Annotated in this window: 20 protein-coding genes; 11 read left to right on the forward strand and 9 right to left on the reverse strand. The window is 53.5% G+C overall.

From position 1 onward, the window contains the following. Positions 1-191 precede the first annotated feature (191 nt). The 3 genes from J2X61_RS31860 to J2X61_RS31870 all read left to right on the forward strand — a co-directional run bounded on the left by J2X61_RS31860 (position 192) and on the right by J2X61_RS31870 (position 2,998). Positions 192-896, forward strand: a complete 705-nt coding sequence (locus tag J2X61_RS31860; protein ID WP_274471791.1) for a response regulator transcription factor — start codon at positions 192-194, stop codon at positions 894-896. Then, on the forward strand, positions 890-2,296 hold the full coding sequence (locus J2X61_RS31865; RefSeq protein WP_310193957.1) for a sensor histidine kinase: 1,407 nt from the start codon (positions 890-892) through the stop codon (positions 2,294-2,296). Before J2X61_RS31860 ends, J2X61_RS31865 begins: the two co-directional genes overlap by 7 nt. Before the next feature lie 78 nt (positions 2,297-2,374). Next, positions 2,375-2,998: a hypothetical protein gene (locus J2X61_RS31870; protein ID WP_310193959.1), complete on the forward strand. Its 624-nt coding sequence runs from the start codon at positions 2,375-2,377 to the stop codon at positions 2,996-2,998. 78 nt (positions 2,999-3,076) lie between these two features. Here J2X61_RS31870 and J2X61_RS31875 read toward each other — a convergent pair whose 3' ends face one another. Further along, a complete protein-coding gene (locus J2X61_RS31875; protein WP_310193962.1) occupies positions 3,077-4,213 on the reverse strand; it encodes a winged helix DNA-binding domain-containing protein in 1,137 nt (378 codons plus the stop codon). Positions 4,214-4,386: 173 nt separating this feature from the next. Here J2X61_RS31875 and J2X61_RS31880 point away from each other — a divergent pair, with 173 nt between their 5' ends. After that, positions 4,387-4,872: a CBO0543 family protein gene (locus tag J2X61_RS31880; protein ID WP_310193964.1), complete on the forward strand. Its 486-nt coding sequence runs from the start codon at positions 4,387-4,389 to the stop codon at positions 4,870-4,872. Between the two features lie 210 nt (positions 4,873-5,082). On the opposite strand, the gene J2X61_RS31885 is transcribed toward J2X61_RS31880, so the two are convergent. Next, entirely contained in the window at positions 5,083-5,277 is a 195-nt protein-coding gene (locus tag J2X61_RS31885) for a hypothetical protein (protein ID WP_310193966.1), read from the reverse strand. A gap of 330 nt (positions 5,278-5,607) precedes the next feature. On the opposite strand from J2X61_RS31885, the gene J2X61_RS31890 reads away from it, so the two are divergent. Genes J2X61_RS31890 through J2X61_RS31905 form a run of 4 tightly spaced genes read left to right on the forward strand, consistent with a single transcriptional unit; the run spans position 5,608 to position 8,706 of the window. Continuing rightward, positions 5,608-5,931, forward strand: coding sequence for an ArsR/SmtB family transcription factor (locus J2X61_RS31890; RefSeq protein ID WP_274471785.1), 324 nt, complete (start codon positions 5,608-5,610; stop codon positions 5,929-5,931). Positions 5,932-5,939: 8 nt separating this feature from the next. Then, complete coding sequence (locus J2X61_RS31895) at positions 5,940-7,343, forward strand: arsenic transporter (RefSeq protein WP_310193970.1); 1,404 nt, start codon at positions 5,940-5,942, stop codon at positions 7,341-7,343. Positions 7,344-7,388: 45 nt separating this feature from the next. Next, complete coding sequence (gene arsC / locus J2X61_RS31900) at positions 7,389-7,817, forward strand: arsenate reductase (thioredoxin) (RefSeq protein ID WP_274471783.1); 429 nt, start codon at positions 7,389-7,391, stop codon at positions 7,815-7,817. 40 nt (positions 7,818-7,857) lie between these two features. Next, entirely contained in the window at positions 7,858-8,706 is an 849-nt protein-coding gene (locus J2X61_RS31905) for a DUF72 domain-containing protein (RefSeq protein ID WP_274471782.1), read from the forward strand. A 183-nt stretch (positions 8,707-8,889) separates the two neighbouring features. Here J2X61_RS31905 and dgoD read toward each other — a convergent pair whose 3' ends face one another. The 7 genes from dgoD to J2X61_RS31940 all read right to left on the reverse strand — a co-directional run bounded on the left by dgoD (position 8,890) and on the right by J2X61_RS31940 (position 17,421). Beyond that, positions 8,890-10,038 carry a galactonate dehydratase gene (gene dgoD / locus J2X61_RS31910; protein ID WP_274471781.1) on the reverse strand — a complete coding sequence of 383 codons (1,149 nt, stop codon included), beginning with the start codon at positions 10,036-10,038 and terminating at the stop codon, positions 8,890-8,892. 32 nt (positions 10,039-10,070) lie between these two features. Further along, entirely contained in the window at positions 10,071-10,715 is a 645-nt protein-coding gene (locus tag J2X61_RS31915; protein WP_310193973.1) for a bifunctional 4-hydroxy-2-oxoglutarate aldolase/2-dehydro-3-deoxy-phosphogluconate aldolase, read from the reverse strand. Positions 10,716-10,731: 16 nt separating this feature from the next. Continuing rightward, entirely contained in the window at positions 10,732-12,348 is a 1,617-nt protein-coding gene (locus tag J2X61_RS31920) for a response regulator (protein ID WP_274471779.1), read from the reverse strand. After that, on the reverse strand, positions 12,345-14,105 hold the full coding sequence (locus J2X61_RS31925; RefSeq protein ID WP_274471778.1) for a sensor histidine kinase: 1,761 nt from the start codon (positions 14,103-14,105) through the stop codon (positions 12,345-12,347). Before J2X61_RS31925 ends, J2X61_RS31920 begins: the two co-directional genes overlap by 4 nt. 114 nt (positions 14,106-14,219) lie before the next feature. Further along, the gene (locus J2X61_RS31930) at positions 14,220-15,038 is read right to left on the reverse strand and encodes a carbohydrate ABC transporter permease (protein ID WP_274471777.1); all 819 of its coding nucleotides are present in this window, start codon (positions 15,036-15,038) and stop codon (positions 14,220-14,222) included. Continuing rightward, a complete protein-coding gene (locus tag J2X61_RS31935; RefSeq protein WP_274471776.1) occupies positions 15,035-15,919 on the reverse strand; it encodes a carbohydrate ABC transporter permease in 885 nt (294 codons plus the stop codon). The genes J2X61_RS31930 and J2X61_RS31935 overlap by 4 nt, the downstream gene beginning before the upstream one ends. Before the next feature lie 152 nt (positions 15,920-16,071). After that, positions 16,072-17,421, reverse strand: a complete 1,350-nt coding sequence (locus J2X61_RS31940) for an ABC transporter substrate-binding protein (RefSeq protein ID WP_274471775.1) — start codon at positions 17,419-17,421, stop codon at positions 16,072-16,074. 1,253 nt (positions 17,422-18,674) lie between these two features. Between J2X61_RS31940 and J2X61_RS31945 the strand changes: the two genes are divergently transcribed. The 3 genes from J2X61_RS31945 (at position 18,675) to fdhD (ending at position 22,460) form a co-directional block, all read left to right on the forward strand. Further along, the gene (locus tag J2X61_RS31945) at positions 18,675-19,043 is read left to right on the forward strand and encodes a Na-translocating system protein MpsC family protein (protein WP_274471774.1); all 369 of its coding nucleotides are present in this window, start codon (positions 18,675-18,677) and stop codon (positions 19,041-19,043) included. Between the two features lie 220 nt (positions 19,044-19,263). After that, a complete protein-coding gene (locus J2X61_RS31950) occupies positions 19,264-21,621 on the forward strand; it encodes an FdhF/YdeP family oxidoreductase (RefSeq protein ID WP_274471773.1) in 2,358 nt (785 codons plus the stop codon). Further along, positions 21,621-22,460, forward strand: coding sequence for a formate dehydrogenase accessory sulfurtransferase FdhD (gene fdhD, locus J2X61_RS31955; protein WP_274471772.1), 840 nt, complete (start codon positions 21,621-21,623; stop codon positions 22,458-22,460). The genes J2X61_RS31950 and fdhD overlap by 1 nt, the downstream gene beginning before the upstream one ends. Positions 22,461-22,478: the final 18 nt, after the last annotated feature.

Genomic DNA, 22,478 nt, shown 5'->3' on the forward strand with positions numbered 1-22,478 from the left:
TCGGGTCAAATTGGCGGAATAGCGTCGCAGCAGTCCGTTAGCGTTATAAATCTGCGGGGAATCGCCGAATAAGCGCATCTGTGTCCGTTAGCCGGACGGCGGACGCGGCGCATCCTTGAGATATTAATTTTTTATTCACAAATATCCGGTATGATGGAGTCATAGATCCAATGTTCAGGGGAGTGTGACGTGTGAAAACCGTACTGGTGGTAGACGACGATCTTAATATTTGCCGCATAACGAAGCTGTATCTGGAGAAAAGCGGCTATACGGTAGTGACGGCGCATGACGGGGAGCAGGCGCTCGTGCAGTTCGAGCTCCTTCAGCCCGACTTCATCGTGCTGGATATCATGCTGCCGAAGAAGGACGGCTGGTCGGTATGCCGAAACATTCGCACCATGAGCGATGTGCCCATCCTGATGCTGACAGCCCGGGGCCACGTGGACGAGCGGATCGAAGGCTTGCAAATGGGAGCGGACGATTATTTGGTGAAGCCCTTCGATCCGAACGAGTTGGTCGCCCGCGTGGGGACGATCCTTCGCCGGACGCTCGCCCGGCCCGAAGCTGCGGTACCGTCTCACATTTATGAAGCCGGCAGCCTGCGGGTGGACGCGCTGTCCCACGACGTCACCGTGGATGGCCAGCTGGTCGCTCTGCCCAAGAAAGAGTACGAGCTGCTGCTGTTTTTCGTACGTAATCCGAATCAAGTGTTCACCCGGGAAGATTTGATCACGAAGATTTGGGGGTGGGACTTCGAGGGCGAGGATCGCGTCGTCGATCTGTACATCAAGCGGCTGAGGCAGAAGCTGACGGCGCCTGGCCAAAGCAAAGCGGACTGGAGTATCCGCACGGTCTGGGGCATCGGCTACAAGTTTGAGGGGCCGGAGTCATGCTGAACTCTTTTTACCGTAAAATGCTGTTCATCTATATGTCCATCACAATCGTGTCGATTATGGCGATTTCCGGGACGATCGGTTATTCCATGAAACAGAAGACGTACGACCGCAGCGAAAAGCTGCTGCTGGAGAAGGCCGACCAGGTCGATGAGCTGGCGAAGGCGCTGTTCGACGGTTCTACGCTGCAGAAGGATTTCCGCAAGCAGATTAGCGCCATCGAGAAGTCTTCCAACGTGCGCGTTGCTGTCATTAAGCATCCGAAGGCCATTAACGATAAAATCCAAACGATCGGCGAGACCCCTGCCCGTAAGGAGTGGCTGGAGAAGGTGCTTGCCGGGAACCAAGTGACGGCGCGGGGCAACTTCGCCCCGAACAGCACGGTCAAAATGCTCATCGTCGGCCGTCCGGTAACGCTGGAGAACCGCGTGGCGGGAGCGATATTCCTCTATACGCCGATCATCAATATCCAAGGCACCATTAACGATATCAACCGGGCTATCTTCGTCTCGGCCATTTCGGTGGCGCTGCTGGCGATAGCGGTGCTGTATTTTGTGTCGCGCCATTTTGTGAGGCCGATTCAGCTGATGAGCAAGACGGCGGAGGCGCTTGCTCTGGGAGATTTCAGCGGCAGGGTGCCCGTCCGGGGGAAGGATGAGATCGCCTCGCTATCCGGCTCGCTCAATCGGATGGCGGGCAAGCTGCAGAAGGTGGAAGAGGGGCGCAAACGATTCCTCTCCGAAATCTCCCACGAGCTGAGGACGCCGCTGACGACGATTCGGGCTTCGCTGCAAGGGATCACGGATGGCGTTGTAGAGCCAGAGGATGCGAAGGAGTTCATCCAGGTTTCGCTGCAGGAAACGCTGCGGCTGAGCGCATTGGTGGATGATTTGCTGGAGCTGTCGTCTTTTGAAGAGAAGCAAGTGAGGCTAAGCTTTCAGCGGACAGATGTGTCCGAGGTCATCGGGCTTGTCGTGACGCAGTTGAAGATGAAAGCCAAGTCCAAAGGGATCGAACTGCATGCGGACGCCCCGGTGCCTTATAGGGTGTCTGCGGACGCCGACAGGCTGAGGCAAGTTTTCATCAATTTGCTGGACAATGCCATTAATCACATTCCGGAAGGCAGCGAAGCGGGGATTCGTGTGAGAACGGTCAAGAACGAGCGTTGGATCGAGGTCTGGGACAACGGTCCGGGGATTGCACCGGAGAAGCTGCCCTATCTGTTCGACCGCTTCTACAAAGCGGATGAAAGCCGCAACCGTTCGGGAGCCGGGCTCGGACTCACGATCTGCAAGCATATCATGGAGGCGCATGGCGGTTCGATTCGAGTGGAGTCCGGGCTGGGATCGGGGACGGTGTTTAAACTGTTTCTGCCGGAAGCCGCGACGGGGGCGGACACATGACAAACTTATGACATAACTATTCGCTATGATAGGTTCGTAAGGCGAGCATAACCAAATTCGAATCGAGGAGCGATACTTATGCTGAAGAAATTGACAGGATTTGCATTAGCGGGAGCGATTGCGTTAGCTGTTCCGGTGGCGGCTTTTGCTGCGGACTCGCAGGGTTCGGCGTCACATCCGCTTCACCAATTACTGCAGGATAAAGCGCAGGCTTTCGGCATATCGGTGGACGGCAAAACGAACAAACAGCTTAAGGATGAGCTGAAAGCCGCTCTCACGGCTAAGCAAACCGAGCGCTTGAACAAAGCTGCAGCGAAGCTGGGCGTCTCCACGGATGGCAAAACTGCCGAGCAGCTCAAAGCAGATATTAAGGCGGCTGCGCAGGCGAAACTACAAGAGAGAGCGGCGAAGGCCGGGATCTCCACGGATGGCAAAACGAGCAAGGAGATCAAAGAGGCGCTGAAAGCGGCAGCCTTGACGAAGCTGAAGGAGAAAGCGGCCGCCGCCGGCATCTCGACCGATGGCAAAACCGCGAAGGAGCTGAAAGAAGCTCTGAAAGCAAGCAAAGACGCGAAAAGATCGGCCGCGCTGAACCAAAGAGCCCAGAAGCTGGGAATCTCGACGGATGGCAAAACGGCGGACCAAATCTTCGCTGAGGTGGAAAGCGCACTGAAAGCGAAATGGGCAAAAGCAGCAAAATAGGCCGCTGGATCAAAAAGGGACAATCTGGATGGTGGAGATTGTCCCTTTTTGACGTTCATCACTTTGCCGGGACTGGTTTTATGCATTCAAAATATGGAATTCCCTCGAATCTGCATTCGGTGCGAGAAAGGTAAGGAGACGATTGGCTTCGGCTTCTACTGCTTGGAGTTCGTTATCCGGCATGGAGCTGAATAGGGTGACGGTCAAGACGCCCGCCTTGCGTTTCTCCGCGAAGGACCAGATGCCGCGGACAAATCCGTTGACTAATAGGGTGGCGCGGATGATCCCATTGTCTGTGAATACGCGATGCTTCAGCTCATCATCCATGATGCGCGCGCGGTTCTCATAGGATAGGAGCATATTATCGAACTCCCCCAGGAACCGGGGCGGAGCAGGGAGGGAGGCGTCCGGTCTGGGCGCCTCCGGCAGGTCGAAGAGCTCCGTCCCCTGCTCATCGCGGAATGTGAGCAGGCTAGGGCGCAGCCGTTCCACGACCTCGCGCAGCCGGGTAAGCCCCGACCATACCTGCATATCCTTCACAGATGCAGGTCCGAAGGCCGCCAAGTAGCGCAGCACCATGGCTTCCAAGCTGGCCGCCTCCGCCAGCGGACGCCCGAGCCATGCCTCCGCCGTCGTATGGACGGCCTGTCCCGATGTGCCCCAGATGCCTCGCGGGGGCACTTGAACCAGCGGCAAGCGGCAGCGCGCCGCTTGCGCCATAGCCGTGGCCTCGCCATGCGGCCACAGCTCTTGGAGGCGCTTGCCGAGCTCACTGAACGTGAGCGGCTGCGCCTCCAGCAGCGCTCGCCCCGCGGAGGCGAGCGCGTCCAGGTCCAGTTCGGCGAGCTTCTTGCCGAACGCGCCTTGCAAGCCGCGCTCCTGCACAGGCTGCAGGAGCGGACGAAGCGTCACGCAGTCGTCTGACGTGACGAGGTGGATGGTAGAGCGCATGAGGGCGATGCGCACGATATGTTTGTCCAGGATGAGCTGAGAGAGCTGATCCTGGTGGAAGTTCTGCAGGCGGGTCCACAAGCCTATGTAGGGCGGATTGGGGGCTTGCGCCTGCAGGCCGACCAGATGCTTAACCGCTGCGAGGACGGGCATGTCCGAACGCGCGAGAAGCAGCTGCCGGGCCAGGAGGGCGCGGTTGAGATCGCGGCGGCTGACGATTTGATTCGGTTGGTTGGTCATGTACATATGCCTCCAGCGGTTCATTCATTTCCATTGTAGAACATGCATCCTGACAGCTGTTTGTCAGTGATGAAGAGGAAATTGTACTCCCTGTCTCTGCAGCTGTATATTTCTTCAAGTTAATTGTATAATATTGTAAGTTATCTGTATAATATATACAACGTGACGAGGGGATATGGCTGCATATGCACTTATTTATGGCATTTTTTACGATTTGGGCATCGTATCGTTGGGGAGATTGGCGGAATTGGCAGAAGTATCACCCGACGATGATGTATTTCTCGTTAGGCAATCTACTGTACAACTTTCTTTGTGCCGACCACATGCTGTGGTCGTTGACGCCCGACCTCTATAATAACGGGTTTACGGAAATGCTGTACACCTTCATTATATTCCCGGCCACGGCCCTCTTATTTCTGACCAATTACCCGGAAGGCCGGAAGAAAATTGTGTTCCACTACGTGCAATGGATCCTGATCTATGGCGGCATGGAATACATCTACTCTCTGACGAACCGAATTGATTACGATTACGGCTGGTCGCTGGGCTGGTCCGTCCTATTTGACTGCATTATGTTTCCCATGCTCAAGCTGTTCTCGGTTAAACCGTTGTTGGCTTACGGGATTTCGGTTTGTTTGACCGCATTTTGGATGAAGCTGTTTCATGTTCCATTTCTAGGATGAGCGATTGAAGTAGGAGTCTGCAAGGAAGCCAAATGGGCACGGGTTCTGCCAGATAAGGTTTTGGGGGATTCGAGCACAGTTTGAAGGGCCAAACATATGAGGTTCAAGATATGTATTTTGTAACTGTCTTGGAGTAAAGTGTTTTGAAGGCTTCTCCCGCCGTCCCAAACGGCGGGGAAGGGCCTTAGGAGTTATGGATGACTTATTGAATTAGCAGCAAGCAGGTTCACAGCAAGCGACTTGAGTTTGTTTTGATTTAAATGAGGCAGCAGTTCTTTCGAAGATATTACTAAATGGCTTGTGGCGTTGTGGTTGTGGTTCCATGGACTCCTGTTGCTTAACAGGGTTTTCTAACTGATACTGATTGACATACATAAGCTGTGGATTTACATCGTGAAGCAGCATGCGACTACACTCCTTTGATCAAATAATTTTGATTTATTAATTAAAAAAAATGATGAACTGTTTAAATGCGCATACACGATCTGCGGTCGAAAAGGGTCGTAATGTTTTTACCTGATCAATTAATCAAAAATTATTGATTTAATAATAATATATACCATAATAAGCCATATTGCAATACTAAATCAAAAATATTTGATCATTTAAAGGTTTACAAAACCTTAACTTTTATATATAACTGAATAATTATATAATCATTTACGAATAAATGGTGAGAAGGCTATAGGAACTCTTAAGAGGTTTGAATGTGCCGATGTAAAGGAGCGTGTAATTTTGACCGATATTGAACAATTATCCGACATGTGTAAGCTGCTTGGGGACAAAATGAGATTAACAATCCTCTCTTTGCTCAAAGAACGTGAGCTGTGCGTATATGAGATTGTTGAACTCTTACAAACCAGTCAGCCTAATGTGAGCCAGCATATGCGTAAGCTGAAAGCCGGCGGTTTAGTGAAGGAAGCCAAAAAGGGGCAATGGGTGTTTTATTCGTTAAACATTGAGGATAAGCCCTATCTGCATGAGTTTTTTCAGCACCTGCCATCCCAAAAAGAGAAAGTGGATGCGGTATCTTGCGCAGATCTCAATTGTTGTGATTAGGAGGAAGCATGACTTACATTGCGGTATTTATTTTTCTGCTTACATTAACATTCGTTATTTGGCAGCCCAAAGGTCTTAACATCGGATGGTCTGCTTCTGGCGGCGCCATCCTTGCGCTTATTTTCCAAGTCGTGTCTTTCCAAGATGTCCTGACGGTCACCTCCATCGTTTGGAATGCTACGCTCGCTTTTGTCGCGATTATTCTCATTTCTTTAATCTTAGACAATATCGGATTCTTTGAATGGGCTGCCTTGCATATGGCGCGAATTGCCAAAGGGAACGGAAGGCTCATGTTTGTTTACGTCATTTTATTAGGTGCGGCCGTTGCTGCCTTCTTCGCAAATGATGGTGCAGCGTTAATTCTAACGCCCATTGTATTGGCCATGGTTCGAGCGTTGAAGCTTCCGGACCCTATGATTTTGCCTTTCATCATGGCGAGCGGTTTCATTGCGGATACAACTTCTCTGCCCTTGGTTGTCAGCAACTTAGTGAACATCGTATCGGCTGACTTCTTCGGCATCGACTTTGTCACCTATGCAAGCCGCATGATTGTCACGAGCCTCTTTTCATTAGCGGCAAGCCTTGTGGTCTTGTATCTGTTCTTCAAAAAAGACATTCCAATGAGTTACGATATCAAACAGTTAAAACGCCCCGTCGACGCTATCAAAGATCTTAAGTTATTCCGCATGTCGTGGGTTATCCTCGGTATCCTTCTTGTCGCCTATGTGAGCAGCGGATTTATCAAAATTCCTGTTTCCATCATCGCGGGTGTCGTAGCCTTGCTCTTTATAATCATGGCGAGGTCTTGCAAAGTGATCGAAACAAAACGAGTGATTAAAGATGCCCCATGGGCGGTTGTTATCTTCTCCATTGGCATGTATGTGGTGGTGTATGGCCTTAAAAATGTGGGTCTCACCGATGCCCTTGGTAACGTGATTGAAAACCTGGCGGGACAAGGCTTATTGGCTGCAACAGTCGGAATGGGCTTCTTGTCGGCTGTTTTGTCCTCCATCATGAATAACATGCCGACGGTTATGATTGATGCGCTTGCCATTAAGGGGACGAATACAGAGGGCATGATTCGAGAAGCATTGATTTATGCCAACGTTGTTGGAAGCGACCTTGGACCGAAGATTACACCGATTGGGTCACTCGCAACCCTATTGTGGTTACATGTTTTATCTACAAAAGGTGTTAAAATCACTTGGGGGCATTATTTTAAAACCGGTATTATCCTTACTGTGCCAACGCTTCTCGTTACCCTTATAGGGCTTTATTTGTGGCTCTATGTTATCCATACTACAAGTGTGAACATTTGGTTGTTCATTGTTGCGATTGCAGTGGTTGCGGTAGTCGCTGCGCTGGTCATAAAGGCAATTTTAGGCACAAAACAATTGAAAAAAGGGCACTAAGACGCTTAAGCTTGATATGATCTACACAAAAGGAGAAATGAAACCATGGAGAACAAGAAACCGTTAGTCTATTTTCTTTGCACAGGAAACTCATGCCGCAGCCAAATCGCTGATGGCTATTTAAAAGCTCTAGGCGGGGACAAATACGAAGTAAAAAGCGCGGGCTTGGAAGCGCACGGATTAAATCCGCGAGCCGTGGCAACGATGAAGGAAGCGGGTATCGACATTTCGAACCATACTTCCGATGTCATTGATCCTGGCATTTTGGCTCAAGCTGACTATATCATTACTTTGTGCGGCCATGCTAACGATAACTGCCCCGTTGTTCGCAATGATAAAGCGGAAAGATGGCATTGGGGATTCGACGATCCTGCCAAAGCAACGGGCACTGAAGAAGAAATCACGGCGAAATTCCGTGAAGTGCGTGAATCCATTAAGAACCGCATTGAACAATTCGTAAAAGAAGGCAAGTAGGATGACCGGAGTAGCTATCTTCTTATAAAGTGGTGGGAACATGATAACAATTGGACTTGCTGGATGGGGAGATCACGATGACTTATATGAGATTGGAACCAAGCCTCAAGATAAATTGAAAGTATATAACAAATACTTTTCCGTTGTTGAAGTAGACAGTTCCTACTACGCCATTCACAAGGAAAGTTTGTTTTCCAAATGGGCGATGGACACATCCAATGAATTTACGTTTTTAATAAAGGCCTATCAAGGCTTAACAGGACATACGCGGCAGCCTTATACAGCTGAAGAGACAGATGCAATGTTTCATAGTTTTATCGAGTCAATTGAGCCTGTCATTCGTGCAGGCAAGCTAAAAGCGGTTCTCTTTCAATACCCGCCTTGGTTCGATTGTAACAGGGACAATGTACATTTATTACGGTTAACAAAAGAAAGAATGGGCGATATCCCTGTAGCCCTGGAATTCCGCCACCAGAGCTGGTTTAGTTCGGAAATGAAAGAAAAGACATTATCTTTCATGATGAAGGAAGGCTGGATCCACAGTATATGTGATGAACCTCAGGTGTTTCCGGGATCAGTTCCGACGGTCTTAACCCCGACTAACAAGACCCTAACCGTTGTTCGTTTTCATGGGAGGAATGTATCAGGCTGGACTTCGAGCAGCAACGCAAACTGGCGGGAGGTGCGCTATCTTTACCGTTACAATGATGAAGAGCTGCTTGAGTGGAAGAAACAGTTGTTGAAGCTTGAAGAGGAAACCGATGAGGTTTGTGTGATCTTTAATAATAACTCGGGAGGGGATGCTGCTTCTAATGCTATGAGGCTTTCCGATCTCCTGGGATTTGAACAGAAGCACCTACCTCCGGAGCAACTGGATATGTTTGAATGAATTGGAAAAAGGGAAGAAGATGAAGAGTCGAATTCGTTTGCTTTTAACGATTTTGCCAACTTCATCTTCTTTATGTATTTTCATTTTTATTTATACCTATTAATTTCTGTCCGCATCCGCATCAAAACGAACAAAAAGACTGCCCCAAGGTCACTAGACCTTAGGACAGTCCCTAGAATCAACTTACCACTCCGCTACAGTACCGTCCTCTTGGCGCCATACCGGGTTCTTCCAGTTATGCCCGATAGCCGCCATTTCACGGACTTTGTCCTCGTTGATTTCGATGCCGAGGCCCGGCGCCGTGAGGTTCCTGACGAAGCCTGCTTCGTATTGGAACACGGTCGGGTCTTTCAAATAATCAAGCAGGTCGCTGCCTTGATTGTAGTGGATGCCGAGGCTTTGCTCCTGAATGAACGCATTCGGGGAGCAAGTGTCGAGCTGCAGGCACGCGGCCAAAGCGATCGGTCCTAACGGACAGTGCGGGGCCACGGCAACGTCGTACGCTTCGGCCATAGCGGCAATTTTGCGAGTTTCCAGGATGCCGCCGGCGTGGGACAGATCCGGCTGGATAATGTCCACATAGCCTTGGGCCAGCAGATCTTTGAAGCCCCAGCGCGTATACATGCGCTCGCCGGTAGCGATCGGGCAGGAGGTATACCGGGCGATCTCGCGAAGCGCCTCATTGTTCTCCGGCAGCACGGGCTCCTCGATGAACATCGGCCGGTACGGCTCCAGCTCTTTCACCAAAATCTTGGCCATCGATTTGTGGATGCGTCCGTGGAAATCGATGCCGATGCCGATGTCTTTGCCGACGGCTTCGCGAACGGCCGCGATCCGGGCGATGGCCGCGTCGACCTTGCTGAGCGAGTCGATATAGTGCATCTCCTCGGTAGCGTTCATCTTCACCGCCGTGAAGCCCGCAGCGACCTGCTGCTTGGCGGCCTGTCCGACATCGCTCGGACGGTCCCCGCCGATCCAGCAGTACACACGTGTGCGGTCACGGCAGGCGCCGCCTAGCAGGTCATAGATCGGGGCGTTGTAGAACTTGCCCTTAATGTCCCACAGCGCTTGCTCGATACCGGAGATTGCGCTCGTCAACACCGGTCCTCCGCGATAGAACCCGCCGCGGTACAGCACCTGGAACAGATCCTCGATGCGCATCGGATCGGTGCCGATAATATGCTCGCTCATCTCCATCACGGCAGCGGCGACGGTATCCGCTTTCCCTTCCACGATCGGCTCTCCCCAGCCGGTAATGCCTTCATCGGTCTCCACCTTTAGAAACAGCCATCTTGGCGGCACTTTAAACAGCTCTAACTTCGTAATTTTCATGGTTAACGTCCTCTCCCATAACTTAGAATGTCTTACTGGTTCACGGCCGCCATCAGCTGCTCGGCGTAAGTTGTAATCGCTTTATAATTCCCTTTTTCAATTTCGCTAAGCGAAACCAGACTTCCTCCCACCCCTACGGAAAAAGCGCCCGCAGCCAAATAATCCGCTGCATTATCCTTCGTGATTCCGCCGACAGCAAGAAGATTGACATCGCTCAGCGGTGCCCGCACTTCTCGCACATAAGACGGCCCCAGGCTGGAGCAGGGGAAAAGCTTCACGACGGATGCGCCGTAATTCATCGCCTGCACGATTTCGGTAGGCGTAAGCGCACCGGGAATCGGAAGCACCCCGCTCGCCAAAGCCTGTTCGATCATGCCGCCATCGACATTGGGGGAGATCAGGAACTGTGCGCCGGCCTGTATGGCTTCCCCGGCTAACTTGGCATTCAGCACCGTACCGGCGCCGATCATCATGCGGCCTTCGTATTGCTTGCGCATCATCTGGATGATTGGCAGTGCGCTCGGCGTATTGAGCGTTACCTCGGCCAGCTCGATCCCGCCTGCGGCCAGCGCCTCGAACAGAGGCTGAGCCTGAGCGGGCGAGATCCCCCGGATGATGGCAATGACTTTGGCGGACTTCAGCTTGGCCGCAACTGCAACGGCTTCATCGCTGCTCATAGGGTCATCCTCCTTTCTACGAATATTGATCGCGATATTCCTGCGGCGTCATGCCGTAGTGCTTCTTGAATGCGTGGTTGAACGAATGCGGCCGCTGATAGCCCAGTTGGGTGGCAATTTCATATATTTTGTCTTGGCCGTTCTTCAGCAAGTAAGCCGCTTTATCCATACGCACCCGGTTCACATAATCGCTGAGGTTATCGCCGGTTTCGAGCTTATAAATTTTGGAGACGTAGACCGGATGCAGGAAGACGTGATCCGCAATCGACTGGAGCGAGACATCGCTGGCCAAGTTCTGGTCGATAAAGGTGCGAATATCCTTAATCAGCGTGACGCGGCTGTCTTTGCGCTCCTGGTCCATATCTTCTCTCATAAGGTGCAGGGAACGAATGGACCAGTCCCTCAATTGATTCACGGTACGAAAGGGGATCCCCTCCGTCATCCGGTTATACTCGCCGCCGATCAACTGGTGGAGAGGTCTGCCGTTCTTATGGGCAATGTAGGCGAAAGCCGACGCCACCGAGAAGTAAACCTCGAGCAAATGCTCCTGTGACTCGGAGAACCGCGCTTCCATTTCATCGAAAATCAGGCTCAGCTTCTCCTCCGTGTCCTCCCAACGCGCAGCCTCCAGCAGATGATTGAGCGTAGGCGGCTCATACAGTCGCTGCAAGGCGGACAACGCAGGTTGGACAGCCTCGTCGCCAAGCCGGATCAGCAGCTCATGCTCGCTGCCGATCTGTTTGCGGAACGCGTTCAATGAAGCGTTATACAGCGCCGTAACATCCACCGGGAAGGCTCCCCAACGGCTGAGCAATATGGAGATTTTGCCTTTCAGGTAGTTATTCACGGCCGATTGCAGTCCGGAGGCGGTTCGCTCGAGCCAAGCCGGATCTTCTTGATCCGCGTCCAACGGCTTCTTTTTCATCACAAAAATCAAATAATCATGCGCATCCTTCGTATGCCAGCTATCGAATTTCTCCGCGAACAATTCCTCGACCATATTGCTGATGGCATATTCCATCAAGGACAGCCTGCTCATGTCGTACTCAAGGAAATCCGATTCCAGCCGGATCATCATCAGCACGCAGGTCTGCTCATGGAAGTCGGGAAGCTCCAGCATTTGCATTTTATCCCGCAGCGACTGTTCGCTCAGTTTGCGCCCTTGCAGGAGATCGTTCAGCAGGTTACCGCGGAGCAGAGGCAGGTTCTCCTTGACGGTGTAAGCAAGACGCTGCTTGGAGATGACCTCCTGCCACTCTTGCTCGAGCTTGCCCTTGACCCTGCCGACAGCAGCCAATAGGTCCTGCTCGGTGACGGGCTTCAGCAAATAATCCTCGGTGCCTTGCAGGATCGCTTCTTTGGCGTAATTGAAGTCGGAGTAACCCGACAATAGAATGCATTTGGTTTTCGTCCATCTGCGGTTAATTTCGGCAATAAGCTGCAAGCCGGAGATGCCCGGCATCTGGATGTCGGTAAGGACGATATCAATGGAGAACTGTTCCAGCAGCTCCAGCGCTTCCTGGCCGGAATACGCTTTGAACACCTGCTCGATTCCTATGGATGCCCAATCGATAGTCGTATGAAGACGGTCGACCACATGCGCTTCGTCATCGACAATGAGTAGTTGGATCATAGCCGGATCCCCCCGTCGGCAGCCGGAAGGGACTTGTGCGCTTCGCGTTTCCAGGTTAACACAGCCTTCAAGCCTCCTTGGTTACCGGGTTGGAACGTCAGTCCCGATCCTTCCCCGAATTGATAAAACAAGCGGTGGTGCACGTTCCACGTGCCGCAGCCGATATCGTCGGACATCGGCGATTGCAGCTGGGCGTGAAGGGCGGCCAGTCCCGCCTCGTCGAGCCCTGTGCCGTTATCTTCGACTATGATGCGGTTCCAGTTCTCATCCTGCTCGCCCGTGATGGCGATGCGGTCGCCCTCCACGCTGCGCTCGATGCCATGAAGAATGGCGTTCTCGACCAGCGGTTGGAGAATGAGCCGGGGTACGGGCTCGTCCAGCATCGCCTCAGGGACGGTAATATCATATTTCAGCCGGTGAATGCGAAGATGCTGAATGTTCAGGTAGTGGCCGACGAGGTCGAGCTCATCCCGGAGCCTGACGGCCTGCTTCTCCACCCGTGTCGTATACCGGTAAAATTCGGCCAAATTTTGCGCCATCGCCACGACGGATTCCTTATCCTCCATCTCGGCCGAGTTAATGATGAAGAACAAGGAGTTATACAGGAAATGCGGATGAATCTGCGATTGCAGCTGCTTCAAGGTAGCTTCCCGGGAGCGTATTTTCTCCGCAAAGACGTCCTCGACCAGCACCTGAATGCGCTCCGCCATTTCATTGAAGCGCTGAATAAGGAAGTCGAATTCATTCTTGGCTGTATATTCGATCCGGGCGGACAGATCGCCGCGTTTTACTTTTTGCACGCTTTGAATCATTTTCCCTAGAGGGATCTGGACGTTCCGGTACAGCAGGAAGGAAGCCAACACACTCATGATGAGCAGCAACCCGATGGTGATGTAAAATAGGTTGCGCGTCATCGTAATAGGCGACAGTATTTTCTCCACAGGCACGTAGTCGACTAAGTACCAGCCTAGCTGTGCGGATTTCACATAGGAAATCAAATATTGCTGGCGGTCGATTTCGAATTGCACTTGACCGGAGGCGGGCAGGTCCGCTTTCGCGGCCAACTGCGCTTGGATCTCGCCGGCAATCTCCCGGTTGGAGGAGCTGTTCAAGATGAGGCCCGTTCGGCCGTTCACCAGGAAAGGATCGCTGCGCTTATCCTGCTTGTACACATCCATGAGATGCATCATGTTCTGCACGCTGAATCTGACCTGATACAGCACGTTAGCTTGATCCACCGTCTGGGCGCGAATCGGCTCGCTGATCTCCCGGATGAACGATCCGACGCCTTTATCGCTTTCTCGGACTTCATATGTCCAGGTGCGGCGGATTTCCTGCTGCCAGGGCCATACATCGGTACCATTGACGAAAATGCTGGACGACAGCACCTGCTTCCCCTTCGGGATGGCGACCGTAAGCTCATTGACCCAGCCGCTGGATACGCTTTGGAGACTGAGCTTCTGAATTAATCGGGATTGCTCCTTCAGCACGTCATAATCCGGCGAATCGCTGAGGTTGATATACTCTCTCATATAAGGATCGCTGCCGAGAATGACGGGGGACATGGACAGACGCTCCACATCCGCATCCAGCTGATGCATGAAGAAGGAAAGCTGGTTCAAGTTCGATGACTGGATTTGATCCTGTACCACATGGTTCGTAATCCGGTTCGTATAGCTGTACAGCAGCACGATCGGAATAAGGAGCAGGACGAGCAGAATCAATATTTTGCTGAAAATGTTTAGTTTATAGGGCATGCTGACTCACCTTCCGAATATCCGCTAAGCGTTAGTACTTAGAGTATACGCCTACGAGAGAAGTCATCCAAATACATGGACAACCTCTCTCGCAGTTGCATCCTTCGGCAAGCATCAGCCTTTGACGGCGCCTGCGGAAAGTCCGCTGACGACATAGCGTTGGGACACTAGCGCGATCACAAGGACCGGCAAGGTGATGATGCAGGCGGCGGCCATCAAGGCGCCCCAGTTGATTTCGGAGTAAGACATAAAGTTAAAGACGGCGATCGGCAGTGTTTTCGTCTTGTCTCCGGCCAGAATGACCGAGAACATGAAGTTGTTCCACGAGAAGATGAAAGAAAGCAGCGAAGCCGTAATGACACCGGGACCGGAGATCGGCAGAATGATCCGCAGGAAAACCTGATGGTGCGTACAGCCGTCAATCAGGCCCGATTCTTCGATTTCTGTCGGCAGCGCCTCGAAGAAGGAGATCATGATCCAGATGATGAAAGGCAGACCGACGAGCATATGGCTTAGAATAAGTGCGGTATACGTGTCTACCAGATGAATTTTGGAGAACAGAATAAACCACGGAATCAGGAACGTAATCCCCGGTATAATCCGGGCGACGAGAATGAGCAGGCCAAGCTTCTGCAGATGGTGCCTGGCAATCGCATAAGCCGCAGGGAGTCCTAGAATCAAGGACAACAGGGTGGAGCCGAAGGCAACGACGAAGCTGTTCCAGACGAATTTCAGGAAATCGTACTCCTGAAACACGGAGACATAGTTATGAAATGTCGGCTTGAAAATAAACAAATCGCCTGTCGACAAAATTTGCGATTGCGTCTTGAAGGAGGCAAGCAGCATCCAGACGAACGGGAATGCAAAGACGATCAGCACAACGAAGGTGAGCAGCGTTTGCATAATGCGGGGGAACCTTTTTTGCTTCTTCATGATGCCGCACCCTCCATTCGTTTACGCATCCAAATCATGAATAAGGTAAGACCCATGACCAGCGCGAAGAAAATAACCAGCAGCGACGAGGCCATGCCGAGCTTGAAGTATTGGAAGCCAAGCACATAGCCGTACAGGTTCAGCGTCTCCGAAGCGAAGTTCGGTCCGCCCTGTGTCGTGGCATAGATGATGTCAAATGTTTTCAAAACGTCGATTAAACGCAGCATAGCGGCAACGATAATCGTTGGTCTCAGCAGGGGAAGCGTGATGGAAACGAACTTCCTCCATGTGCTCGCGCCGTCTACGTCGGCAGCTTCATAAGGATCCGTCGGCAATGTAGCCAAGCCGGCCATAATAATGAGCGCAATCATCGGCGTCCACTCCCACACGTCTACGATGACGAGGGACGGAATGACCTGATTCGGGGAAGCGAGCCACAGCAGCGGCTCGAAGCCCAGCGATTTGAGCATCATGTTGGCGACGCCGATCGTCGGCTCATAAATCAGCATCCAGACGAGGCCCATCGCTACCGGGGTTGCAACCATGGGGAGCAGGAACACCGTCTTGACGAGATTTTTGCCGCGAAATTCCCTGGACAGCAGCAGCGCGATGGCGATGCCGAGAATCACTTCCAACGACAGTGCGGCGATGGTGAAATAAAACGTGGACCCTGCGGCATGCCAGAAGCGCTCGTCTTTCAGCAGCGCCGCATAGTTGGCGAGACCGACCCACGCGGGAGGCGTAGTCGCCGACATGCTCCACTCGTAGAAGGAGATACGAACGGTATATATGATCGGAAACAGCATCATCAGCATGACGAAGATGACGGCCGGGAGTGTATAAATCCATTTTAAGTTGCGGTTAAACCAGCTGTATTGCATCTGCAGTCACCCTTCCTGATGTTAATGGGGGGAATCCCTTATCTAAGGAATATCACCCCGGGTAAAATCCATTCCTTGCTGGCCAACGGGATTTTACCAAGAATGAAAGGAAAAAGGGTCATCAGATGACCCTTTTCACCCCTGAACTTTCGTTATCTCGTTTTATCTTTATCCATGATCGTTTGCAGCGCTTGGTTCGCTTTGTCCGCAACCGGTTGGATGTTCGTTTCGCCGGACATAACCTTTTGCACGATTTCACCGACAGCATCGCGAGCTTCGCCTACGCTGATAACGGTCGGACGGTCGTGGTCGACGCCTGTTTTGGCGCTTTCCTTGATGATCGGAACGAGCTCGGCCGGGAAGCCGGTTGTACCCTCCGGTTTATCCCATACGGATGCGCGGGCGCCCGGGTTGCCTTTTTGCTGGGTTTTCAACACGACATCTTTGCTTGTAGCCCATTGGATGAATGCCCACGTCGCATCTTTGTTACCGGACTTGGCGTTCATCGCCAGACCCCAAGATGTGATGCTGTATGGCTTGGAGCCTGCTTTGCCCCCAGGGAACAGCGCGAAACCAACTTGATCGGCTACTTTGGATTTCGCCGGATCCGTCGCGTTCTGGTACAAGGAGTTCGCGTCGGTCAAGAATGCAACCTTGCCTTGTGCGAAAATACCGAAGGCTTGCGGCCAGGACATGTTGAGCACGCCTGGAGGTGCGTAGTCTTTCAGTAATGTGCCGTACGTGGTGAAAGCTTTGATCGCTTCCGGCGTATTGATGCTAGCCTTGTCGCCTGTCGTGAAGTCAGCGCCTTCCGAGTAGAGGTAGGAAGAGACTTGGGTGACGAGCGGGGATCGCTGGCCCCTGGCAACGAAGCCGTACATTTCGTTCTTCGGATCGTGCAGCTTCTTCACCGCAGCGTTCAGCTCATCGAGCGTCTTTGGTACGGCGATGCCGGCCTTTTGCAGCAAATCCTTGCGGTAGTACAGAATCTCTTGCTCCGTAATGATCGGAATACCGGCCAGCTTGGAATCTACCGTGGTGGAGCCGATCGCCGATTTGGAGAAATCATTAAAATCGTAGTCCTTGGCTTTCTGCGCGTAATCGTCCAGAGGCTGTACCCAGCCGTTCTTGTAGAACAGCTTGCCTTCCTGAAGCGGACGATACATGAACACGTCAGGTGTTGCAGAGCCGGAGGTGAATTGAACCGTTAGCTTCTGCGTCAGCTGATCCTCGAAGAAGCTCTCCACATTCACTTTAATACCCGTTTCTTTCTCGAAGTCTGGCAGCAAAGGCTTGATGGCTTCCGCCCAAGGGTGGTTGGCTGTGACCAGCGAGATCGTTTTGCCTGCGTATGGCTTGGCGTTAGCGGTTGCCGCCGCGCCTGCGCTTGGTTGTGCGGATGATTGCGGGGTATTCGTCGTGCTTCCGCAGCCTGCAACGAACGTTGCGGCCATGACAGCCGTCGTACCTACGCCAATCCATTGTTTGAGTGATTTCTTCATCTAATATGTGACCTCCCGTGTACGCTGGAATGTATGTGCTTACATGTCTAAGAGTACCCCATTCCGCTTTCCGGTTATATAACTAAGATTTAAGATGTATAACTACGGCTGAAGGTAATTGAACTATGTTAGCTTTCCCTGTTTATCTTTTCCAAAACGTATTTCCCAAAGCCACGGACCTGGCTAACGGACACCACGGCCGTTATATCAATAGAAATGACGCCGCTGCGAATCGAACGGACACCAGAGCGCTTATTTGCCGATTTTGATAGGGAATTCGAGTACAAAGTGGCAAATAGCGGCGGTGGTGTCCGTTAGAAATGCGAAACGCTCCATATTCATTGAATAAGGGCAGCTGTGTCCGTTAGCCGGAGTGGGCAGCTCAAAGCGAGCTGACCTGACTGAATTGGTTATCCTACAATTCGTAATAACGTCTACGGAGCGCAAGCAGCTCCTCGTGCATCCAAATGCGCCAACGAATCCGGTGGCATACCCGTGCACTGTCGAGCGCATCTGAAATTCGCCTTTGCGCGGCTCCGCGTTTATCGGGTATTGTATAGGATAAGGCGCGAAATAAAGGAAACGGACGGTTACGGGTAGCGCTCGTTTCAATTCGAGTGACGCCGTAAGCAAGTGCCGACTAGTCGGATTGTTAGGACCTCCTGGAGGTGCCGGAGTGCCCGTCTGCGACTTCTGCTGCCCCGCGTTTCCCAGCTGGAGACTGGAAGACTGTAGGCTGCAGAACGGATAGAAGCGCAGAGCCAAATCATCTAACGGACACAGCGGACGTTAGTTGGCCGATTTTAAGGAAAACGAAATCTAACGGACACACATGCCGCTAATAGGCCGAAATGGACCCCAAATGGCGCCAAAATGAGCAAATAACGGCTATGTAGTCCGTTAGCTCTATAAGCTGTGCGAATATGCCAAATAGCGGCTCTCTAGTCCGTTACAACAGGGACAAGCTGCTGCGAAAGGAGAGTGAAAGGCATGACAGGTGCCATCATTTTGGGCGTTATCGCCCTTGTCATCATACTAGGAGCTACGTTCTGGGTGACGCGCAAAGCGTACTCCCGCAGATGGGACGAAGAGGAGCACGATTGAGAAGATAGAAAGAAGCGTCTATCAGGCATTAGACAGGCATGAACAGGCATCAGCCAGACATCTAGCCGGCAAACTGCCGTTCATGCCTCTAGCCAGTTATACGCTTTCTTGCTATGATTGAGGCAGTAAATATAAAGGTGGCTGGCCCGATGAACCGAATGGAGGCCGAATTCAGTAACCTGGTGAAAGCATATCGCAAGAAGCATATGGGCAAAGGGCCTGAACGCGTGACGACAACCTTCTGCAAATGTTGGGCGATCTGCGAAATGGCCGGCAATTTGTCCCCGGTGGAGAAGTTCATGGCGAAGACGGGCGATGGCAGACAAATGCTCCGCACGGCTCGCACGGAAATGGTCAAAGAAATTTACCGGGATCATCCTCCTGTCGAGATGGAGGAGCTGCTCGGAGCGAAGTTCGTTCAGCTGTTCGTCGATATCGATATTGAGCAGGATTTGGGGATGTCGGTGTTCGTATTCGATCAGGATCTGGAGAAGAAATTTGGCGGCAGAGGCCGTTAGGAAATGATGGCCCGCCGTCCAGGAAGCCCTTATTGGGCAAGTTCGGGCGTGTCCCGCATATACATAAGCATAGTGCTTGGCACTTGGTAGCGAACCTGCCGGAGACTAACCACTGTGAAGCGTGCTTGCAGACTTCCTCGCATAGAGGAGGGCTGGAGCTAGCTTTGCGGTGGTTTTTTGCATAAATACACCTAATCGTGCATAAGAGGAGCTGCATAACATGGGGAAAACCAAACACACCGGGCCGATCAAGCTGCCCGCAAAGCCGGATCCGCAGCTGTGGGTCAGCAAAATGCCGTTCGGACTCGGCAAGGTAAAGCCGCAGCACATCCGCGAAACGGCGAAAATCGCTTGGCAAAATCGGGATAACCTTCCATATGCCTACCGAATTCTGACGCAGGGCGTCTGCGACGGCTGCGCGCTTGGGGTGTCCGGGCTGTACGACCAGACGCTGGCCGGACCGCATCTCTGCACGACGCGGCTGAACGTACTTCGGCTGAACACGATGCCCGCGATTCGCGAGGACGTGCTGCACGCCGATATCAAGGAGCTGCGCCGGATGAACAGCACCGAGCTGAGGCAGCTCGGGCGCATTCCGTATCCGCTCATTCGCCGCAAGGGGGAGCGGAATTTCCGCCGCGTCACCTGGGACGAGGCGCTGGACACGGTCGCGGCGAAAGCCCGGGCGATCGATCCGAAGGGGATGGCCTTCTATCTGACGGCCCGGGGAATCACGAACGAGTCGTATTATATGGCGGCGAAGGCGGCGAGGCTGCTCGGCACGAACAACATCGACAACGCCTCGCGCATCTGTCATTCGCCGTCGAAGACGGCGCTGAAGCGTTCCGTCGGCGTCGGCGCTTCGACATGCAATTACAAGGACTGGATCGGCACGGACGTCCTGGTGTTCTGGGGCAGCGTGGCTGCCAATAACCAGCCGGTCTCGACGAAGTATATGTATGCGGCCAAGCGCCGGGGGACGAAGATCATTGTCATTAACCCGTACTACGAGCCGTCCATGGAGAAGTACTGGATCCCCTCCATTCCCGAATCGGCGCTGTTCGGGACGAAGCTTGCCGACGATGTGTACCAGGTGAACATCGGCGGCGACATCGCCTTCATGAACGGCGTCATGAAGGTCTGGTTCGAGATGGAGGAGCGCGAGCCCGGCTCCGCCATCGACCATGCGTTCGTGCAGGCGCACACGAACGGCTTCGAGCAGCTGCGCGCCCACATCGCGCAGCAGGACTGGACGACGCTCACGCAGTCGTCCGGCCTGTCCCGCGAACGCATGCGCGAGTTCGCGGAGCTGCTGGCGCGTGCCGGCAGCGCGGTTTTCGTGTGGAGCATGGGGCTCACACAGCACCGCTTCGGCACGGACAACATCTCGCAGGTGGCGAATCTCGCCCTCCTGCGGGGCTTTCTCGGCCGCGAGCACTGCGGCTTGATGCCGATCCGCGGCCACAGCGGCGTGCAGGGCTCCGGCGAGATGGGCGCGGACCCCTTCTCCCTGCCCGGCGGCGACATGAGCAGCGCAGCCGACCGCAGCCGCATCGAGCAGCTATGGGGCTTCGAGCTGCCTAGCTGGCAGGGTGACATCGTCGGCGTCACCCTCGAGAACGCGCTCCTGCCCGAGGAGCAGGAGCGGAAGCTCCGGCTGTTCTACACATCCGGCGGCAACTTCCTGGAGACGATGCCGGATCCGGCCTTCGTCCGCGAAGCGCTGACGAGCGTCGATGTTCGCGTCCATCAGGACATCCTGCTGAACACCTCCACGCTGTTGGACGCCCGTGAGGCCGTGGTGGTCCTGCCCGCGATGACGCGCTACGAGCAGCCCGGGGGAGGCACGTCCACCTCGACGGAGCGGATGGTGTACTTCTCGCCGGAGATCGCCGGCCCGCGCATCGGCGAGGCCCGCGCGGAGTGGGCGATCTATGCGGATCTCGCCCGCCGCGTGAAGCCCGAGGCCGCGGCCCGGCATCTCGGCTGCGAGAGCGCCGAAGCGATCCGCGCGGAAATCGCCAAGGCCGCGCCGAGCTATGACGGCATCCAGCACCTGCAGAAGCGCGGCGATGTGTTTCAATACGGCGGCGCATGGCTGTGCGAGGACGGTGTCTGTCCGACGCCGGATGGGCGCGCATCGCTGCTGCCGATCGAGCTTCCGCAGTTGCGGAAGCCGGAGGGGCATTTCGCCGTCACGACGCGCCGCGGCAAGCAGTTCAACTCGATGATCTACAGCGACGTCGATCCCTTCAATGAAGCGGATCGCTACGATGTGCTGATTCATCCGAAGGATGCGGCTCCCTTAGGATTAAGCGAGGGGGAAGCCATTGTGGTCTACAACCGGTACGGCAGCATGCACGGCCGGGTCAAATATGCCGAGGTCAAGCCCGGCAACATCGAAGTGCATTGGCCCGAGGGGAACAGCTTGATTCCCAAAGGGGTTTATGAGCAATATGCGGGTATCCCCGAATACAATACGGCCGTTATCGTGGAGAAAGCGGAAACGTACCATGCGCATAAGGATACGCGGTACGTGGAGAAACGGATCGAAGAGCTGGAGTTGGAGGTGGAGTGATGGACAACGATAACGACCATGATAAGGACCAAGTCCGGCGGCAAGATCGGCCCTCCCCAACCGCAGTGTGGCCCTTGTACCGCTACGACGGAACCCGTATCGTTCCTCAAGAGGACACGATTGCCGTAGAGGCGCCGCTCACGATCAAGCTCGATGGCGAGGAATTCGCCACGCTAGTCCACACGCCGACCGAGACGGTCGATCTCGTCACGGGCTTCCTGGCTTCCGAGGGGTTGATTCGCTTCGTCGACCAGATCGAGTCGCTGAAGCTGGACGAAGAGCGCGGCTTCGCCGACGTGAAGCTGCGCCATCTCCATCAATTGAGCCGGGAGATGGTTTCCAAGCGGTTCATCGGCTCCTGCTGCGGCAAAAGCCGCCAATTTTATTTCCACAACGATGCCCGCACGGCCAAAACCGTCCGTTCCCAGCTCCAGCTCACGGTCCGGCAGTGTTTCCATCTCATGAACCTTATGCAGGAGCAGTCGCTGGATTTCCAGGCAACGGGCGGATTGCACAATGCGGCGCTCTGTACGGCGGATGAGCTGCTCCTGAGCAGGTCGGATATCGGACGGCACAATGCTCTGGATAAAATATTCGGCAACATGCTGAGGCAGCGCATTCCTGCCCGCGACAAAGCGATTGCCTTCAGCGGAAGAATCTCCTCCGAAGTGGCGCTGAAAGCGGCCAAGATCGGTGCCGGCATCCTGCTGTCGAAATCCGCACCTACGGATTTGGCGCTGAAGCTGGCTGAGGATCTGGGCATTACAGTCGTCGGCTTCATTCGCCGGGACCAATTGGCGGTGTACACGCACCCGCAGCGTATATCCGAATGTCGATAAATCCTGTTTCTTGTGGGA

Source organism: Bacillus sp. 3255, from assembly GCF_031456485.1.
Lineage (GTDB): Bacteria > Bacillota > Bacilli > Paenibacillales > NBRC-103111 > Paenibacillus_E.

Bases quoted from the DNA above. Each gene is read 5' to 3' on its own strand.
- J2X61_RS31865 (WP_310193957.1), top strand. From the start codon at position 890: ATGCTGAACTCTTTTTACCGTAAAATGCTGTTCATCTATATGTCCATC.
- J2X61_RS31870 (WP_310193959.1), top strand. From the start codon at position 2,375: ATGCTGAAGAAATTGACAGGATTTGCATTAGCGGGAGCGATTGCGTTA.
- J2X61_RS31875 (WP_310193962.1), bottom strand. From the start codon at position 4,213: ATGAACCGCTGGAGGCATATGTACATGACCAACCAACCGAATCAAATC.
- J2X61_RS31880 (WP_310193964.1), top strand. From the start codon at position 4,387: ATGGCATTTTTTACGATTTGGGCATCGTATCGTTGGGGAGATTGGCGG.
- J2X61_RS31885 (WP_310193966.1), bottom strand. From the start codon at position 5,277: ATGCTGCTTCACGATGTAAATCCACAGCTTATGTATGTCAATCAGTAT.
- J2X61_RS31895 (WP_310193970.1), top strand. From the start codon at position 5,940: ATGACTTACATTGCGGTATTTATTTTTCTGCTTACATTAACATTCGTT.
- arsC (WP_274471783.1), top strand. From the start codon at position 7,389: ATGGAGAACAAGAAACCGTTAGTCTATTTTCTTTGCACAGGAAACTCA.
- J2X61_RS31905 (WP_274471782.1), top strand. From the start codon at position 7,858: ATGATAACAATTGGACTTGCTGGATGGGGAGATCACGATGACTTATAT.
- dgoD (WP_274471781.1), bottom strand. From the start codon at position 10,038: ATGAAAATTACGAAGTTAGAGCTGTTTAAAGTGCCGCCAAGATGGCTG.
- J2X61_RS31915 (WP_310193973.1), bottom strand. From the start codon at position 10,715: ATGAGCAGCGATGAAGCCGTTGCAGTTGCGGCCAAGCTGAAGTCCGCC.
- J2X61_RS31920 (WP_274471779.1), bottom strand. From the start codon at position 12,348: ATGATCCAACTACTCATTGTCGATGACGAAGCGCATGTGGTCGACCGT.
- J2X61_RS31925 (WP_274471778.1), bottom strand. From the start codon at position 14,105: ATGCCCTATAAACTAAACATTTTCAGCAAAATATTGATTCTGCTCGTC.
- J2X61_RS31930 (WP_274471777.1), bottom strand. From the start codon at position 15,038: ATGAAGAAGCAAAAAAGGTTCCCCCGCATTATGCAAACGCTGCTCACC.
- J2X61_RS31935 (WP_274471776.1), bottom strand. From the start codon at position 15,919: ATGCAATACAGCTGGTTTAACCGCAACTTAAAATGGATTTATACACTC.
- J2X61_RS31940 (WP_274471775.1), bottom strand. From the start codon at position 17,421: ATGAAGAAATCACTCAAACAATGGATTGGCGTAGGTACGACGGCTGTC.
- J2X61_RS31945 (WP_274471774.1), top strand. From the start codon at position 18,675: ATGAACCGAATGGAGGCCGAATTCAGTAACCTGGTGAAAGCATATCGC.
- J2X61_RS31950 (WP_274471773.1), top strand. From the start codon at position 19,264: ATGGGGAAAACCAAACACACCGGGCCGATCAAGCTGCCCGCAAAGCCG.
- fdhD (WP_274471772.1), top strand. From the start codon at position 21,621: ATGGACAACGATAACGACCATGATAAGGACCAAGTCCGGCGGCAAGAT.